General features: G+C 58.2%; 13 protein-coding genes. 5 read left to right on the forward strand and 8 right to left on the reverse strand.

All coding sequences use genetic code 11. From position 1 onward, the window contains the following. Positions 1-84: 84 nt before the first annotated feature. Positions 85-2505, reverse strand: a complete 2421-nt coding sequence (locus ACR3FE_RS17780; protein WP_458208743.1) for a glycosyl hydrolase family 95 catalytic domain-containing protein — start codon at positions 2503-2505, stop codon at positions 85-87. Between the two features lie 131 nt (positions 2506-2636). On the opposite strand from ACR3FE_RS17780, the gene ACR3FE_RS17785 reads away from it, so the two are divergent. Continuing rightward, positions 2637-3782 (forward strand): ABC transporter ATP-binding protein, encoded by a 1146-nt coding sequence (locus tag ACR3FE_RS17785; protein ID WP_458208745.1) that lies wholly within the window; start codon positions 2637-2639, stop codon positions 3780-3782. Between the two features lie 45 nt (positions 3783-3827). Continuing rightward, the gene (locus ACR3FE_RS17790) at positions 3828-4937 is read left to right on the forward strand and encodes a TrmB family transcriptional regulator (protein ID WP_458208746.1); all 1110 of its coding nucleotides are present in this window, start codon (positions 3828-3830) and stop codon (positions 4935-4937) included. 152 nt (positions 4938-5089) lie between these two features. Here ACR3FE_RS17790 and ACR3FE_RS17795 read toward each other — a convergent pair whose 3' ends face one another. From ACR3FE_RS17795 to ACR3FE_RS17805, 3 genes are read right to left on the reverse strand one after another with little or no spacing between them, the layout of a single operon-like run. Beyond that, positions 5090-5950 (reverse strand): carbohydrate ABC transporter permease, encoded by an 861-nt coding sequence (locus ACR3FE_RS17795; RefSeq protein ID WP_458208747.1) that lies wholly within the window; start codon positions 5948-5950, stop codon positions 5090-5092. Continuing rightward, the gene (locus tag ACR3FE_RS17800) at positions 5950-6960 is read right to left on the reverse strand and encodes a carbohydrate ABC transporter permease (protein ID WP_458208749.1); all 1011 of its coding nucleotides are present in this window, start codon (positions 6958-6960) and stop codon (positions 5950-5952) included. Before ACR3FE_RS17800 ends, ACR3FE_RS17795 begins: the two co-directional genes overlap by 1 nt. 12 nt (positions 6961-6972) lie before the next feature. Beyond that, a complete protein-coding gene (locus ACR3FE_RS17805) occupies positions 6973-8337 on the reverse strand; it encodes an extracellular solute-binding protein (protein ID WP_458208751.1) in 1365 nt (454 codons plus the stop codon). A 135-nt stretch (positions 8338-8472) separates the two neighbouring features. Here ACR3FE_RS17805 and ACR3FE_RS17810 point away from each other — a divergent pair, with 135 nt between their 5' ends. Beyond that, positions 8473-10410 (forward strand): amylo-alpha-1,6-glucosidase, encoded by a 1938-nt coding sequence (locus tag ACR3FE_RS17810; RefSeq protein WP_458208753.1) that lies wholly within the window; start codon positions 8473-8475, stop codon positions 10408-10410. Position 10411: 1 nt separating this feature from the next. Further along, positions 10412-11779 carry a sulfatase family protein gene (locus tag ACR3FE_RS17815; RefSeq protein ID WP_458208754.1) on the forward strand — a complete coding sequence of 456 codons (1368 nt, stop codon included), beginning with the start codon at positions 10412-10414 and terminating at the stop codon, positions 11777-11779. A gap of 91 nt (positions 11780-11870) precedes the next feature. On the opposite strand, the gene ACR3FE_RS17820 is transcribed toward ACR3FE_RS17815, so the two are convergent. The 3 genes from ACR3FE_RS17820 to ACR3FE_RS17830 all read right to left on the reverse strand — a co-directional run bounded on the left by ACR3FE_RS17820 (position 11871) and on the right by ACR3FE_RS17830 (position 15357). Next, entirely contained in the window at positions 11871-14138 is a 2268-nt protein-coding gene (locus ACR3FE_RS17820) for an amylo-alpha-1,6-glucosidase (protein ID WP_458208755.1), read from the reverse strand. Positions 14139-14227: 89 nt separating this feature from the next. After that, on the reverse strand, positions 14228-14674 hold the full coding sequence (locus ACR3FE_RS17825) for a hypothetical protein (protein WP_458208757.1): 447 nt from the start codon (positions 14672-14674) through the stop codon (positions 14228-14230). Further along, the gene (locus ACR3FE_RS17830; protein ID WP_458208758.1) at positions 14671-15357 is read right to left on the reverse strand and encodes a DUF624 domain-containing protein; all 687 of its coding nucleotides are present in this window, start codon (positions 15355-15357) and stop codon (positions 14671-14673) included. The genes ACR3FE_RS17825 and ACR3FE_RS17830 overlap by 4 nt, the downstream gene beginning before the upstream one ends. Positions 15358-15406: 49 nt before the next feature. Here ACR3FE_RS17830 and ACR3FE_RS17835 point away from each other — a divergent pair, with 49 nt between their 5' ends. Continuing rightward, positions 15407-15679 (forward strand): DUF7261 family protein, encoded by a 273-nt coding sequence (locus tag ACR3FE_RS17835; RefSeq protein ID WP_458208759.1) that lies wholly within the window; start codon positions 15407-15409, stop codon positions 15677-15679. Between the two features lie 24 nt (positions 15680-15703). On the opposite strand, the gene ACR3FE_RS17840 is transcribed toward ACR3FE_RS17835, so the two are convergent. Further along, the gene (locus ACR3FE_RS17840) at positions 15704-16603 is read right to left on the reverse strand and encodes an alpha/beta fold hydrolase (protein WP_458208760.1); all 900 of its coding nucleotides are present in this window, start codon (positions 16601-16603) and stop codon (positions 15704-15706) included. Between the last annotated feature and the right edge of the window lie 122 nt (positions 16604-16725).

Genomic DNA, 16725 nt, shown 5'->3' on the forward strand with positions numbered 1-16725 from the left:
GATTTCGGATACCTTCCAACGGGAAACGGCGACGAATGTATCGAATCCAGTAGGCTCCGAACACTAACCAGATCTCATCACCAGCTACCCTCGACGCTCGCTCTCCAGCACCACCTCTTTCCGTTCATCGGCGTCGAATGGCAGGGTCACAATGACGGCCTTCTCGTCCCATTCGGTCTCTACTGGTTCGCCATCTGCTATCGTCTGCAACGCATCCCGCGGAACGCCAATCGGTGGCTGGATACGGAACGTCACGTCACCAGCACCAGTGGCATTCGCTAGTTCGAGGCGAGTACGATGCGTATCGACGTCACCGCTGACGACGATTCCAGAGAGCGTTCGAACGTTCTCGAACGAGATTGCATCACCCCGCAGGTACGGTGGGAGATTCGTGAGTAGGTTCACAGTCCCCTCGGTGATATCGGTCATCGCGAACTGCTCAAGGAGCGCCGTCAGGTGCGCGCCGTGTGCCGTCGCAAATGGAGGGATGACGTTTCCATCGGCTCCGTACGCCCCGATCTCCTTGAAGAATCCAATCCCAAATGCACGGTCACGACCCAACGCGTACTGTTCGGCGGCGCGTTCGATGTCCCCTGCACGATAGTCTGTCGATGCTTGGGCAAAACTCATCCACGGTTTGTTTATCTGGATTGGTGGGCTCCGCTCGCGGGTTCGTCGGAACTTCTCGAAGTCGATGTCGGCCATCGCCTCCGTAGGATAGAGCAATCGTGAGGTGAAGTAGGGTGGCTCCGAATCGAAGTCACTCGGTTCGACGCCCTCGGCGAAGTGATACTGCTCGTCGTCCGCGGCGAATTCGAATCCATCGAGCACCGTCTGCCACCGGTTCCGTGCCTCCGTGTCGGTGTCGAGCGATTCGGCGTACTCGATCGCTTTCCTGAGGGCGGTCAGGAACCATGCTGCGTGGAAGGTTCGATTGGACGTCAGGTCGGTGTGACCACCCGAATCGTGCCCGAGTGCGATCAGACGATACCGCCCGTCCCTCTCCTCGAACAGTTCGTCGACGGCATAGTCGGCAGCACGACGCACGATAGGGTAGACGGTCGATTCGAGCAACTCGTCGTCGCCGTTCGACTCGTAATACTTCCACACGGAACTCGCGTGTGCGGCGACTTGCATGTCGACGATCTCCCGATGGGGGTCGATGAGTGGTCGCCCATCGTAGGCGAGCATGTAGGAAAAGGGTCGCCCTTCGGTCGCCATGATGGCGTCGAGCCAGTCGACAGCGTGGCCCGCTTCGTCCGTCATATTCGCACGGAGCACGCCATCGACCATGAAGTGGAAATCCCACCATTTCGCTGCGTGAAAGAGCAACTGGTGATGGAGATAGAAACACGTGGACGCACCCTGGCGGAAGTCGTGTCCACATCGCATGAGGTACTCACTCGCGTGCAGGAGATACTCCTCTTTCCGCCACTCGATCCCCGGTCGCTCGAACGAAACGTCCGCAGTCCGTGCGAAAAACGAACGCCAGTCAGACTCATGTTGTTGCTGCTGATCGTCAACTGAGGCGGCAGTGAGGTCATCGACGTGGCCTCGTACCGTCCGTTCGACGCTCTCCGTCTCGGCATCGCGTACCGGGTGGAACGCGAACACGAAGTCGCAGGTGGTTGGCCCATCGACGGTCGTCTCCCACTCGGCATCGAGCGAGTCCGGTGTGACTTCTGTGTCGGCATTCGTCGCACCGACCCCATAGACGGTCGTGTACGCTTCGTGTGGATTGTATTTCGAGTCAGATGTGATGGAGGCGACTGCAGTCTGGTCGTTGCAGGTGATTGCATCGGGTTCGTCGTAGATCGGGCGACCACTTCGTGTCGCCAATCGAAGTTGTGGTTCGAACCGAACGTCGTGGGGTTCTGCCATCTCGCCGAGGACGCCATCGTACACGTCGAGCGTGGCCCGAACGTACACACGGTGCCCGTCGTGTGGAGCGAAGACGGTGAGGTCAAGCGTGACTGCGTCGGCGACGACGAACGAAGTCGTCACACAGCCACGTTGCAGGTCGGTCTCGCGTTCCCATTCACCCCGAACATGGTTCGCTAGGTCGGCACCGGAGATGCGGGTGCCATCGACGACGAGGTCGTACGTGAGAAAGCCAAGAGGCATGAAGTGCTCGCGGTGGTTCTTGTACGTATGGTCAAGCGTCCCCTCGGCGTCGATTTCGTCGGCGGTTCCATCGCGGACGTGTCGTGCGTCTTCGGGCAGGTCGGCGTCGTCCGCCGTCTCGACGTCTTCCCAGAACAGATGCTCGGAGAGCATTCCGCCGTGGATGAGGTACAAGTCGTCCATGTTCCCGTTTCCAGCGGGGGCTTCCTTGCCCCGTGTGGACGCGATGTTGGAGTTGACAGCCTGCAAGCCCGATGCGTCGATGCCCATCCCGAATCGACCACTTCCAGCAAACGAAGGGAAGATGTCGTCCGGAAAGCGTGAACAGGCTTCAGTCGATCGGTAGGGTGTGAGATCGACGATCGCTGAATCGGCAAACATAGGTAAAGTGTGTCAAACGCACCTACTTCAAACTTCTTACCGAGTTACTATTGGAGTGGTATCAAAATATGTTAGACCACTACTCCAGTAATAACCTTTTTACTACGGCGGTTCCAGAAGTGAGCTATAGCATGACAAACCTCGTTCTCGATGGCCTTACCAAGACGTTTGACGGGGAAAACGGCGAGGTGTTGGCCGCTTCCGATATCGACATCACGGCCGATGATGGCGAGTTCCTGGTGCTGGTCGGCCCCTCCGGTTGCGGGAAGACGACGACCCTCCGGTGTATTGCCGGTCTCGAGACCGTCACCGATGGTTCGATCGTCATCGATGGAAACGAAGTCACCGATACGAAGCCGAAAGACCGCGATATCGCGATGGTGTTCCAGTCGTACGCGCTCTACCCACAGAAGACGGTTCGAGGGAACATGCGATTCGGACTAGAGATGACGACGAAGCTCTCCGACGATGAGATCGAAGACCGTGTCAGGTCAGCCGCTTCGATGCTCGATATCGGAGAGCTTCTGGACCGAAAACCAAATGCATTGTCGGGCGGGCAAAAACAGCGTGTTGCCCTCGGACGCGCTATCGTGCGCGACCCCGAGGTGTTCCTGATGGACGAGCCACTGTCGAATCTGGACGCGAAACTGCGAACTCAAATGCGGACAGAACTCCAGGAACTGCACGACGACCTCGATGCGACCATCGTCTACGTCACCCACGATCAGACGGAGGCGATGACGATGGGCGACCGCATCGCCGTGCTCGATGGCGGCGAACTACAACAGGTCGGCACACCGCTCGAATGTTACTACGAACCAGCAAACCGGTTCGTCGCCGGGTTCATCGGTTCGCCCAGCATGAACTTCATCGACCTCGAAGCGACTGAGGATGGTCACAGAGCGCTCGGCGAGGACATCGACTACAGCTTTTCCGACGCCCACGCCGAAGCGATCCGATCGCACGTCTCCGGAAATCGTATCACGCTGGGTATCCGACCCGAAGACATCGTCCCCGCGGAGGTACAGGGTGACCACGTCGTCTCCGTCTCGGTGAACGTCGTCGAACCGATGGGAAAAGAGACGATCCTTCACTTCGAGCTCGACGGTCGTGAAATGACCGCCTCGATCAGCGGCGATTACGTCGTCGATGCGATGGACACCCTCTTACTACGTTTCCCCGAAGAGAAGATCCACGTGTTCGACGCGGTCACCGGCGAGACGATCTTCAACTGCGGACGGTCGAATGACCAGCTTCCAGGAACCGCGGACTTTTGACCGATTAGAGTTTAATATTTGATAATAAAACTGAGATAAGAAACAATGGATTCGAGAGATACAGAGACAGCGGAGTTACGAGTCGCCCTCGAAACGGCCGGATTGACGCAGTACGAAGCGGAAGCATACACGACGATCATCGATCTCGGGAGTGCGTCAGCAGTCGAGATCGCAGACGCCTGTTCCGTTCCACAGGCACGAATCTACGACGTATTGCGTGAACTCGAAGCGAAAGATTACATCGAGACCTACAAGCAAGGGAGTCTCCACGCCCAGGCGCGCAACCCCCAGGCAGTGATGGAACAACTCGATTCGCAGGCACAGACCCTCGTCGATGCGAAAGACGAACTCGAACGACGGTGGGAGCGTCCCACACTGGAGAACCACACGGTCAGCATCGTCAAGCGGGGGAAGACCGTGATGGAGAAGGCCAGCGAACGGATCAGCGAAGCGACGAACGAGATCCATCTCGCACTCACCGGTGAGCAGTTCTGGGCGTTGAAGGACGAACTCCAGGTTGCCTATGAGAATGGCGTGATGGTCAAGGTATCACTCCATCCGAAATCTTACCACGAGTCGCTTCCATTAGCGGAGTTCGAAGACGCGTTCGAGCAGACCGTCTCACAGGTTCACTACCGGCGACTGCCAACGCCGTTCCTCGTCATCATCGATCGAAATCGCCTCTTTTTCACACCCGAGAACTACCAACACCCATCCCACGAGTACGGGATGCTCGTCAACGACTACTCGCTTTCACACGTCTTTCACTGGTTCTTCCAGACCGCACTATGGGAACCCTGGGAACGGGTCTACGACGACCGTACCGACGACCCACCCATCGAGTACACCAGCATGCGCGAATGTATCGCGGCGATCAAACGACTATTCGACGAATCCGAAGAATATCGAATCGTCGCGACGGTCTATGGCTTCGACCGCCTCGACCGCACTGACCGTACCATTACCGGTGAAGTGACCGATATCACATACTCCGGCACTCCCACTTCGGATGGGCAATGGCCAGAACTCATCACTTACACGGAACGAGCAACCATCACCATCGAAACCGACGAGGATACCTACTCGGTCGGTGGCCATGGCACGATGCTAGAGGACATCGAGGCTCGCCGTATCACCATCGACAGCATCGAATAGTCAGATCGTTTTCCAGACACGAATCGCTGTCTCGGTGCTCGTTTTCTCGCGGTCGTCCGCAAGTACGTCTCGAATCGGGTGCCGCCTGTCCGAGCGCTACTTGCCCGGATTCCAGCGAGCAAACAGTTGTGGTTTTCCGTCGAAAAACGGTATCAGCCTTTCATCCCACTGAGGCTCATCCCCTGGATGAAGTACCGTTGCGCGGAGAGGAAGGCGATGATGACCGGCACGACGATGATGGTTGCTGCGGCCATCATCAGCCCCCACTGAGCGTAGTACTGATTACGCACCGCAAAGAGGGCGACGGGAAGCGTGTACATCTCCATGTCGTTGGCGATGATGAGGGGCCACTCGAAGTTGTTCCACGCACCCATGAACGTGAAGATACCGAGGGTGGCGAGGGCGGGCTTGGCCAGTGGTAGATATACTTTGTAGAACGTCTGGAACTCGTTACAGCCGTCGATCTTCGCGGCATCACCGAGCGCGGATGGGAGGCTCTTGAAGTGCTGTCGAAGCAGGAAGATACCGAACGGGTTCGCAGCCAGTGGTGCGATGAGCCCCTGATAGGTGTTCACCCAGCCGAGTTTTGTCAACAGGATGTACACCGGGATGAGCGTTACCATCCCCGGAATCATCATCGTCGAGATGAACAGCAAGAACAGTTTTTCTCGTCCCCAGAAGTCGATCTTGGCGAGGGCGTAGCCAGCCAGACTGTCGAAGGCGAGATTGAACGCGGTTACCGACCCTGCGAAGATGAGTGTATTGAGAAACCACCGTACGAGCGGCAGCTTGTCCCACAATCGCACGAAGTTCTGGAGTGTGATACCTGCGGGGAGGAAGGTCACCGTCACTGCCGTCGGCTGTTCCGACAGCGCCGTCGAGAGCGTCCACCAGAACGGCAACGTCATCCACAATGCGCCGAGGGTGACGACGGCGTACAACAAAGCCGTCTTCGTCCAGTACACCGGTCCATCGCGCTCGTACCCCGGATATTCGTAGTTCGAACGCGCCATCAGTACTCTACCTCCTCGCTCTTTCGGTGTTGGTACTGATAGTAGCTGAACGCGAAGATGAGCAGGAAGAGGACGAACGCCATCGCTGCGCCCTCACCCATGTGTCCTTCTTCGAAAGCACGCTGGTAGATGAGCAACACGGCTGTCGTCGTCGCGTAGTATGGTCCGCCCTCGGAGAACACCAACGCGATGCCGAACACCTGAAATGAACCGATGATCGCCATCACCAGGACGAAGAAGCTCGTATTTTCGAGATTGGGCCACGTGACGTGGCGGAACCGTTGCCAGGCATTTGCGCCGTCGATACGAGCAGCATCGTACAGTTCCTCGGGGATGTTCTGGAGTCCCGCGAGAAAGAGGATCATGTTGAACCCGACACCGCCCCAGATGGCCATCAGAATGACGCCGCCGAGTGCAGTACTCGGGTCGGCCACCCAGTTGTGTGCCAGCCCGAACGGGCGAAGGAGTTCGTTGATGATGCCGTTCGTCGAGAGCAACCATACCCAGATGACGGCACTTGCCGCACCGCTCAGCATCACGGGCATGAAGTACGCCGCACGGTAGATGTTCTTTCCACGGATTCGCTTGTCCAACAGGAGTGCGACCATGAGTCCCCCGTAGATCTGGAGTGGGACGACCCCGATCGCGTACACGGCGGTGTTCTTCAGCGAGTACCACCACAGATTCACCGAGGGGTTGCGGAGCGGTGCCCAGTTGTTTGCCCACGGTACTGGCCTGAGTATCTCGAGATAGTTTCCGATACCGACCCACGTCGCCTCTGCCGAGAGGATGTCCCATTGAGTGAACGAGAGGTAGAAGGCATACACCACGGGACCGAACAGGAACGCCGTGAAAACGACGATGTTCGGAAGTGCGAACAGCCATCCTATCAGGTTGTTCTGCTCTTTTCGGACGCCCAGTCGGTACAACAGCTGTTGACCGGAGTCCCGAAGCCATTCGAGACCTGCACGCGTCGTTCCAACGGATCGACCGGGGCTATCAGCTGCCATGATGGGATTGGATCAGTTCAGAACCTCTGAGTTGACCTTCGTCTGTGCGGTCTCCAGTGCCTTCTGCGGGGATTTCTTTCCGAGAAGTGCGGCTTCGATCTCCGGGCGCACGCGGTTGAACAACGCTTCGGAGTTCGGGCCGTACTGCCAGACATGTGCCCACTCCGCGGCTTCGAGCATCGTCTTCCGCCGCTTGTTGTTCTGGTAGTACTTCTCGTCTTCGTGTGACTTGTACGGCGAGAGGACACCACCTCCGCCTTCGCCGGTTGCGAATTGCAGAGCGTTTTCCGGCTTGGTGAGGAGTTTGATGATGTCCCACGTCGTATTTTTCGAATCCGTGCTGGCCGCAGCACTGTAAGAAACCACGTACGCAGTCGTTGCCTTCTGCCCTCCACTCGGATGTGGGAGGTGGGCGACGTCGACCTTCTTATCGACTTTCTTCGCTTCCTGTTCGAGATAGCTGATGCCCCATGCACCCATCGACGTGATCGCGGTCTTCTCTTCGGCGAGAGCTTGACCGGGCCAGTCAGTACCGATCTGGTCGGTTCGAAGTGCGAGTTTGTCTTTCGTAAGGTCGACGAGGAACTTGAGCGACTCGACGTTCTTCTCGGAGGCGATGACACACTTCTTTCCATCCTTTGAAAGGACACGCCCACCGTTCTGATAGACTAACGCCCAGAAAATACGGCCCTGGGGAGTGAGGGTCATTGGAGCGTCCGCGTCCGTCTTCTGTTTAATGCCCTGAAGCGTCGAGCGGAGTTCGCTCCACGTCTTTGGCGCACCCGAAACTCCTGCTTTTTCCAGCAGACCGGAATGGGTGAACAGACCGAGCGTGTTGAAATCCTTGGGGATACCGTACTGCTTGCCCTCGTAGTTGAACGCGTTCATGAGCACGTCGAAGATATCGTCGGTGTAACTTGCCTTCTTCACGTACGGTGAGAGGTCAACGACAGCATCGCTCGCGCCGAACGCTGGCGAGTACGAGGAATCGAGCCAGAACGCATCTGGAGCGTCGTTCGCCCCGAGTTGCGTCTTTATCTTTTGTTTGTACTTCGACTGAACCGACGTGTACTTCGCTGTGACGCCGTCGTGGTTCTTCCCGTACTGGTCGAGTAACGACTGAATCTTCTGGCCCATCTTGTCGTCGGTTGCAGACCAGCCAGCGACTTTGATAGTCGTCTTGCCGGATGACCCGCCACCGTTGCCGGACGAATCACCGTTCTCTCCGTTCGAACCACCATTATTTCCGGAGCCGTCCGAACCACCGAGACCCATACAACCAGCGATACCCGCGACACCTGCACCACTTAGCGCCTGGACGAAACGCCGCCGATCAATCTCCGAGATTCCCGCCGTGGATTTGCCATCGTTTGCCATGGTAATTGGCCTATTCTGTGTTCCTCATTCCCATATCATAAAGGTTGGGGGCCATTTACCATTGCAGTAGTTCAGCATAGATTTGGAACACTACTCCAGTAGTTATTTTACCCTACGGTCGATACAGTTGGAGGGATGAGAACAGATAGCATCGTCACACATGGCGCGACGTTCTTCGTCACTGATAGCGATGGTTTCGTGAGCCGTGACTACGACGGGTTCTACCACCAAGATACACGCCACCTCGACCGACACGCGATCGAGGCCGACACGGCACTGAAAACGCTCTCCATCGACGATCCAATCCCTGGCAAACGAATCGTTCACGCTGCGAGTGAAGAGATAGAAAGCGAGCGTCCGCTGTATCTTCGCCGCGAACAGGTCGCTACCGATTCCCTCTACGAACGCATTCGGGTTCAAAATCTCACCGACCGCCATCAGGCCGAGACGCTCACCATCTCGGTCGGCACGAGCTTCGATGACATCTTCGAGATCCGGGGCTACTCCGAAGAGGTCATCGACCGTGAGGTTCACCTGACAGAGCTCGACGGCGGCGTTCGATTCGACTACGAAGCGACTGACATCGACTTCTCGCGTACGACGAGCGTCGTCACGAACGCCGATACGACCGTCGAGGTCGGTCAAACGGGCGAGCGCGCTGACGCGACCCTCTCTCTGTCGGTCGAACTTCCGCCACGCGAAGAATGTACGCTCTGGATTGCTTGCGTCCCAGGAGATGCGCCTTCCGACATCACTACCGCAGGAAAGCGAGCGTTCGACCAGGTCGACGAACGGTTCGATGGATGGCTCGACAACGTTGATCTGCCAGAAGTCCCCGATCAAGACACGAACGCCGCACTCACACAGAGCGTCGAAGACCTGCTCCGTCTCACGCTCGATACCGAACACGGGCCAGTTCCGGCGGCCGGTCTTCCCTGGTTCGCAACACCGTTCGGACGCGACTCCCTCATTGCGGCGTTCCAGACACTTCCATTGACGACCGACCTCGCGCGCGGAACGCTTCACTATCTGGCAGCACACCAGGCCACCGAACACGACGCCTACCGTGGTGCCGAACCTGGCAAGATCATGCACGAGATTCGCCGGGGGGAACTCGCCGCTCGCGGCGACGTTCCACACACGCCATATTATGGAACCATCGATGCGACGGCACTCTGGGTCGTCCTCCTCCACGAGACGTGGAAGCGCACCGGTGACGATGCACTGGTCGAAAAACTCTCCGATAATCTCGATGCGGCCCTCTCGTGGCTCGACGAATATGGCGACCGCGATGGTGACGGTTTCCTGGAATATCCGACCGATCAGGGAGACGATGGCGGGCTCACGCATCAGGCATGGAAAGATAGCAACGATGGCGTCGTCTATCCCGACGGAAGTCATCCCGACGGTGACCTCGCCATCGCCGAAGCACAGGGATACTACTACGACGCCAAAGTCCGTGCTGCAGAACTGTATCGGGTCGTCAGAGACGATGCAGACAGAGCACTTCAGCTCGACAGAGAAGCCGCCGATCTGAAAGCAGCATTCGACGAGGCGTTTTGGCTTCCAGATGAGGAGTTCTACGCGATCGCACTCGACGGAGACAACGACCCCATCGCTTCGGTCACGTCGAATCCCGGACACTGTCTCTGGAGTGGCATCGTTCCTGACGAACGTGCCGACGCAGTCGTGAACCGACTGCTTGCCGACGATATGTTCAGTGGGTGGGGTATCAGAACCAATGCAGCCACCCACGACTCGTACAATCCGATCAGCTATCATCGGGGGAGTGTTTGGCCGCACGACAACTCACTTACCGTGCTCGGGTTCGCCCGATATGGACGCGACGACGCCGTCGAGACGGTCGCTGGAGCCCTCCTCGATGCGGCCACGACGACCAGCTCTCATCGGCTTCCGGAACTGTTCGCCGGATTGCCACGGACGGCCAATGAAGCGCCAGTTCCCTACGGCACGGCCTGTGAACCGCAGGCGTGGTCTGCTGGGACTGTTGTCGCGTGTCTCTCTGCATTAGGCGAAACGAAGACGACGCTCGCCACATCAATGACCGAGTAAGATGAACGTCCTCTTCGTCGATATCGACTCGCTTCGGCCAGATCACGTCGGCGCGTACGGCTACGACAAGCCGACGACCCCGAACATCGACCGGTTCGCCGCTGATGCCGTGCGGTTCGAACGAGCCTACACTGCAAACTCTCCCTGTATGCCCTCTCGCGCGGCGCTCATCTCTGGCCGCTACGGATTTCACAACGGTATCGTCACTCACGGGCCACCCGCACAGGTCATCCGCACACCTGCGACGGACGTCGAATGGGATACACCGCGCGAGGCGTGGCGAACGCTCCCCGAGCAGTTCTTCTACGCTCGGGTTCGGACGGGTGCCGTCACGTCGTTTCCACGCCATCCTGCGCCGTGGTTTACGCACATCTGGCACGAGTTCTATCACACACAGGAACCGGATCGGGAAGACGAGTATTTCCAGACAGTACCTGCAGAAACGGTCACGGACCGAGCTATCGAGTACGTCGATGAACACGCCACCGAACCGTTTTTCCTGTACACGCAGTTCTGGGATCCCCACACGCCATACCAGCGCCAAGACGAAGAGATTGCACGATTCCGCGACGGAGATCTGCCTCCCCATCCGACCGACGAACAGGTCGACGCCCATCAGGAGTGGGACGCGTGGCACAGTGCGACTCAGGAGGCGATCGATGATCGTGAGGACCTCGCGGAGACGCTGGCTCACTACGACGCAGAGATTCGGCACGTAGATCATCACGTCGGGCGACTGCTCGATGCCCTTCGACGTCACAACCTGTACGACGAAACGCTCGTCGTCCTCACAGCAGACCACGGTGAAGAGTTCGGCGAACACGGCCTGTACCGCGAACACTGGAGCACATACGACGGCACCCAACGGGTGCCACTTCTCATCAAACCACCTGCAGACGCGGCATCCGAGCTCGGTTCACGTGACCAACTGGTGACGAACGTCGATCTCGCGCCGACCATCGCAGAGTATGCCGGTGTCGATTCACCAGTCGGCTGGCAAGGGATATCGTTGCGGCCGGTCATGGCGGATTCCAATGCCGACTGGCGTGACGAGATCGTCGTCGACCACGGTCTGTATACCGCCCAACGAGCGATCCGAACGAACCGCTGGAAACTCGTCCGGACGTACCACCCCGGAATGTGGGCGGGCGTCCTTCCCGAGCGACAACTCTTCGACCTCGTTGCTGACCCGTGGGAACAGACCAACGTTGCTGCAGACAATCCCGACGTGGTGTCGAATCTGGAAACGCGTATGGACACGTGGGTGACCGAACGACTCGGTCAACAGACCGACGCCCTGTGTGAACTCGCACGTGGTGCTGGCCCGGACGGGTATCGGAACGTCCACGGAGAGTTCGACGGCGTCTGAAACAGACGGAGTCTTCCCCCACACGGTCCCCACCTCTCGAACAGGGATTCGTGATTTTCCTCCGAGACAATTGTTCCCACGATTGAGCAGTTCAGCGTTCTCGAAGGAGCAAGTGGTTCGTTCCGGTCGTCAATTTTGGCTGTCCATCGTCCACCGAGTTTTCGCCATCTGTATCGAACTCGATCAGATCGTGTGAGTCGGGGACGGCAACCGTCCACCCCGAGAGGCCGCCATCGAGTGTGATATGGATGCCATCGTCTTCGACGATGCAACGATAGTCGAAGGTGACATCGCCGACTCGGAGACACGATAGCGACAACTGATCCCACTCTGATGGAAGTGTCGGCGCGAGCGTGAGATGCTGTTTCCCGGCGTCTGGTTGGATTCCAGCAAACCCTTCGACGACCACGTAGCCGAAGCCGTAGGCGGTCCACGCTTGCATACAGCAACCGTAATCGGGGGACATCTCACTCAGCGACCCCGGCATCTCGTACGATTCGGTTCGAGCCATCCGTCGGAGGTATTCGAGTGCAGCGTCCGCACGTCCATATTCCACTTCGGCGGCGGCCATCACCCCGGTCGAGATCGTCATCGTATGTTCGTTGCCGTATTCGGTTCCAGAGAGTCGCAATCCCCATGGTGAGGTAAACTCTGTCGTTTCCATGTGGTCAAGCGCGGCGTGTGCACGGTTCGATGACGTTATACCGACCTCCATCGGCGTCGCGATGACCCACTGGTAGAATGGCCAACTTCGTTCCTCGTCGGGGTCGGTTGCACGTCGAGCTTCAGCGTCGAGACGGTCTACGAGTTTGCTGCCTTGATCGTTGTCTGCCTCGTCGAGTTGCCAGCGGATGTCGTCGAAACGATCTAACAACTCCGCAGGCGTCCCCACCAGATCGTCGTAGCGTCCTGCCTCGTCGTTCCAGAACCACTCCTCGATGCGTTCTGCCAACTCCGCCCCCGTCGATGAAGCCCATTCACGAGTTGCTTCGTCATCGACGACGCTCGCCAAGCCGGCGAGTGCATCCAGTGCGTCGCACGCATAGACGGCAGAATCGATGAGTTCGAGATCCAGTCCTTTGACCTCCATGATGCCATACCCTTCCGGCAAGAGGTCGCCATCGTCGTCACACTCCTCGAAGAGATAGGACATCGCACGCCGACAGAGTGGATAGTGCTCTCGAACGAACGACTCGTCGCCAGTCCACCGATAGGTGTCGTAGACTGCTCTGACGAAATGTGGCGTCTCTTGGACGTTACCTTCGTGGAAGATCACGCCGTTCGTACTCGCTTCGTGGATGATTCGCGGTGTGTCGCCGTATTGCTCGGAGAATCGAGCGATGGTTTCGAGACTCGCTTTCGACTCTTCGTGATACCCGAGCGGAAGCGCCCCCTGTACAGTGTAGGCGGTGTCGGTTCCGAACCACCACGGGTACGTCGGTAAGCCTGCTCCGAACCCGCTGGCGACGCCATCGACGTCGCGCCAGAGCATGTCGAGGTTGAGTTTCACCCACTCGTAAATCTCGTCGAAACGGTCGTCTGGCGAGTCGAGTGCTGTTCGGCCAGCGATATCGTCGTACCGTTCGACTTTCTTTTCGTAGCGTTGTGGCCACTCATCGAGGAGTTCTCTGAGACGTTCCACGGGTGCCGCCTCGGCGGACAGACCGCCAGCCACAGCAACGACTAACGTTGCAGCCTCGTCTTCGGGAACCGATAGTTCGTAGGAAAGGTCGCTGGTGACGCCCGGCCCGCTCGTCTCTTCGGGCCCCCACAGGTTCGAATCGACGCGACCGTCTCTCGGTGTTTGGTTGGCACCGACCGCCACCGACCATGGGTTGTCGTCGTCGGTGACGAGAACGTGCTCATCGTAGACAGTGCCGGAGTCTGGCGCATCGTGAACACCACGCTCGTCTGCGAGCCACGTCGGTCGAAGGTCGCTTCGTGCGAGGAATCGAAGTCGGAGATCACGCGGCCCATCCTGCTTTCCAGTGGTACGAAACTCATATCGAATCACGAGCCCCGGAACACCGTCAGGTATGAAGGTCTGCTGTCGAACGTCGAGTGCTTGCTCCGTGAGCCGATGCCGATGTTCAACACCGACCGGTCGAGTCGTGAACTCGTCGGCATCGACGAGCCAGTGAGGATTCCCGGTAGGCTCTTCGATCCCTAGCCAGAATCCGTCGAGTAATTTGACCGGATGTGCCCACAGACCACCCATCTCGTTTTCGACGTGGTGACCCATGTCCGGAAACGTTCCATTCTGGGCTCCAACGAGATATGCTCGGTCGCCTCCACAGGCGTATATCTCGTCCAGGCCAAGGCGCTTCGTCGCTGCCATCCCGTCGTGGTGGCTGTCCATCGCCGGGAGCAACTCCCGGCGGAAAAGTATAGCTTTGGCTTACTCACTACTGGAGTGGTGAAAAATATCCTATGTTTCTCGACAGGTTGTTACGACGGGACGAGCCACGGAAGGAATGCGTTCGAGAGATAGCCAAACCACTGGATGAACCACGCGAGACCGAGCCAGAGGAGACCCCACGGTGCCGAAAGTACCGTCGGACGGACGGGCCACTCGGCCCCGGGGTGGGTCTGCGTGCGAGGATACACGTAATCGGCGACGAAGTGGACGACCATTCCAATGGTGACGAAGTGAATTCCGTCCACGAGTAGGGGAGAAAGACCGATGCCGGATCGGATGACGAATTGGTATGCGATGGCAGGTGCGAGAAACGTGTGGAACAGCCACGAACGGTGTGTTCGTTCGTTCACCGCGTCGACTTCCGGAAGGAGTGCCCCTATCACCAGCGGGAGAACGACGATCGGGTGGTGTCCGAAGACGATTGCGACGACCGCGACAGCGATCGCAGAACCGACGTGAACCGTCCAGCGAGTCACTCGAAGACACCTCGATATGCACGATCGATGCTTCCCGCACCATTTCCGGTCAACTCCTCGAAACTCACGACTTCGAGAACTCCGAGGGTTCCTGGGAGAAGGAGAAAAATAGCGATCGGGAACGTCGCACAGACGAGCATGAGTATCGCACCAGTGAGAATCTGCAGCACCGAATACGATGGCCGTTCGAGTGCTACGTATGCACCTTCCCTGAGGGCGGACCAGAATCCGGGGGTATCGGGTGATCGAACCGTGATGCTGGCCGCTCGAAGGAGCCACAGTGGGACGATGGCGGCGACGTATAATCCGAGTAATCCACCGAGTAAGAAGACGCCTGACCTGAGTGACACCGCGAGTCTTGCGTAGCTCGTCGTGACGAGGAGCACCAACAGGAGGATCACAGAGTATGGAAGCCCAGTACGGAGGTTCGCAACGAACGATTCGACGAACAGGCTGATTCGCTTTCGTTCGGTCGTCGGCCCACCTCGTCCTTCACCGGTAACGACGGCGGTGATAACTTCACAGAGGGCGATTATACTCGCGCCGATGGTAACGAGTGGCAGTGACGAAATGGTAAACAGAACGCTGACAACGACCACGGTCAGCAAATCGGTGTACAGCACACGCGAAAATGCGGCGGCAGAAGCACGGATATCCGGTAGTTTTCTTCCCTCGGCAGCCATTCGAACGAGGAATTAGTAGGGTCAACGGAAGTAGTTCATGGTTGCTCCCTTGTCAGACGACCAATTCTGGAGGGCGGGATCCAAATTCGATTCAACGCTCGCTTCGAATTCACTTGCGATCGTCGTTCCGTACGACACCCGGAATAAACAATGGGAGAACCTCCCGCACGGGCCGAATCGGCAGTTCGGTGGGTGTCAGGCAGACCGCGGCGTGGTGGTGCAGAACCGCGACGGTGAAACGCACGTTCTCGCGGTGGCATTCAACCTACGCGTCACGACCGAGCTCGGCTGGTACGAAATGACGGTCGTCACCACCCCCTGATCGTTCGCGTGGGAATCGGTTAGCCTACTCTTCGAGGAACACCCGAATCTCCGGGACGAGTTTGTCTCCCTTCTCCTCTTGGATGTAGTGTCCCGAGTCGTCGAACTCGACGGTGCGAGCGTCCGGGAACAGCGCCTGCCATCGCCGGAGATCCGACACGCCGAATCCGATATCCTGCATCGGCCAGAGTAGCAGTGCCGGAATATCCCTGAGATGGCTACGGCGGTTCCACAACTGCCGGAGCCACTCCTCTGACCCGGTCAGTTCGCGGGGAAAGACCCAGCTTCCTTTGCGGTCGTCCGGCGTCGCAAGTGGTTCGAGATAGTGGCGATGGATCCTGGGCGTCAGCCGTGAGCGGTCGGCGAATGCGGACTTCATGACCTGGTTGGCGAAGAGGTTGTATCGACGGATGAGATATCGACCGAGCGGCCCTCCAAGGAGTGCACTGAACAGTCGCTTTCGCCGATCTTCGACCGGCCACATGAACGTGTTCATGATGACGAGCGACGCCACGTTCTCGGGATGGTCGAGCGCGTACGAGAGCCCGATGGGGCCACCCCAATCCTGGACGACGAGGGTGATATCGCGCAACTCCAACTCTTCGATGAACGCCTCGACGATTCGGGCGTGGTCTTCCGGACGGTACGACCACGACGGCGGTTTGTCCGAGAGACCGAACCCGAAGTAGTCGGGTGCGATACACCGATAGTCGTCCGACAGCCCGCTGATGAGCGTCCGATAGAGGAACGACCACGTTGGGTTCCCGTGTAGCATGAGGATGGGCTGTCCCTCCCCTTCGTCGACGTAATGGAGTCTCCCTGGGTCGAACGTCGCGTCGTTCGACTCGAAGGGATACAGGTTCCGATCGAGCCAGAGAGAGCTGCGGGCCGCGTCGCTGGTTCCGGGTGTCTCCTGAGGAGTCATACTCCCACCTGCATGATTGCAGTGATAACGACGCAGAGGCAGGAGAATCTACCGGCCAGTGACCGTGACCCTGTAACGCGGTCGAGGATACCCGTCGAGAGTCGTTCGAGACTCTGTAGTGC

The organism is Haladaptatus rarus (assembly GCF_054177585.1).

Coding starts and splice junctions, on each gene's coding strand:
- ACR3FE_RS17800 (WP_458208749.1), bottom strand. CDS start 6,960: ATGGCAGCTGATAGCCCCGGTCGATCCGTTGGAACGACGCGTGCAGGT.
- ACR3FE_RS17790 (WP_458208746.1), top strand. CDS start 3,828: ATGGATTCGAGAGATACAGAGACAGCGGAGTTACGAGTCGCCCTCGAA.
- ACR3FE_RS17780 (WP_458208743.1), bottom strand. CDS start 2,505: ATGTTTGCCGATTCAGCGATCGTCGATCTCACACCCTACCGATCGACT.
- ACR3FE_RS17830 (WP_458208758.1), bottom strand. CDS start 15,357: ATGGCTGCCGAGGGAAGAAAACTACCGGATATCCGTGCTTCTGCCGCC.
- ACR3FE_RS17805 (WP_458208751.1), bottom strand. CDS start 8,337: ATGGCAAACGATGGCAAATCCACGGCGGGAATCTCGGAGATTGATCGG.
- ACR3FE_RS17815 (WP_458208754.1), top strand. CDS start 10,412: ATGAACGTCCTCTTCGTCGATATCGACTCGCTTCGGCCAGATCACGTC.
- ACR3FE_RS17795 (WP_458208747.1), bottom strand. CDS start 5,950: ATGGCGCGTTCGAACTACGAATATCCGGGGTACGAGCGCGATGGACCG.
- ACR3FE_RS17810 (WP_458208753.1), top strand. CDS start 8,473: ATGAGAACAGATAGCATCGTCACACATGGCGCGACGTTCTTCGTCACT.
- ACR3FE_RS17820 (WP_458208755.1), bottom strand. CDS start 14,138: ATGGACAGCCACCACGACGGGATGGCAGCGACGAAGCGCCTTGGCCTG.
- ACR3FE_RS17785 (WP_458208745.1), top strand. CDS start 2,637: ATGACAAACCTCGTTCTCGATGGCCTTACCAAGACGTTTGACGGGGAA.
- ACR3FE_RS17840 (WP_458208760.1), bottom strand. CDS start 16,603: ATGACTCCTCAGGAGACACCCGGAACCAGCGACGCGGCCCGCAGCTCT.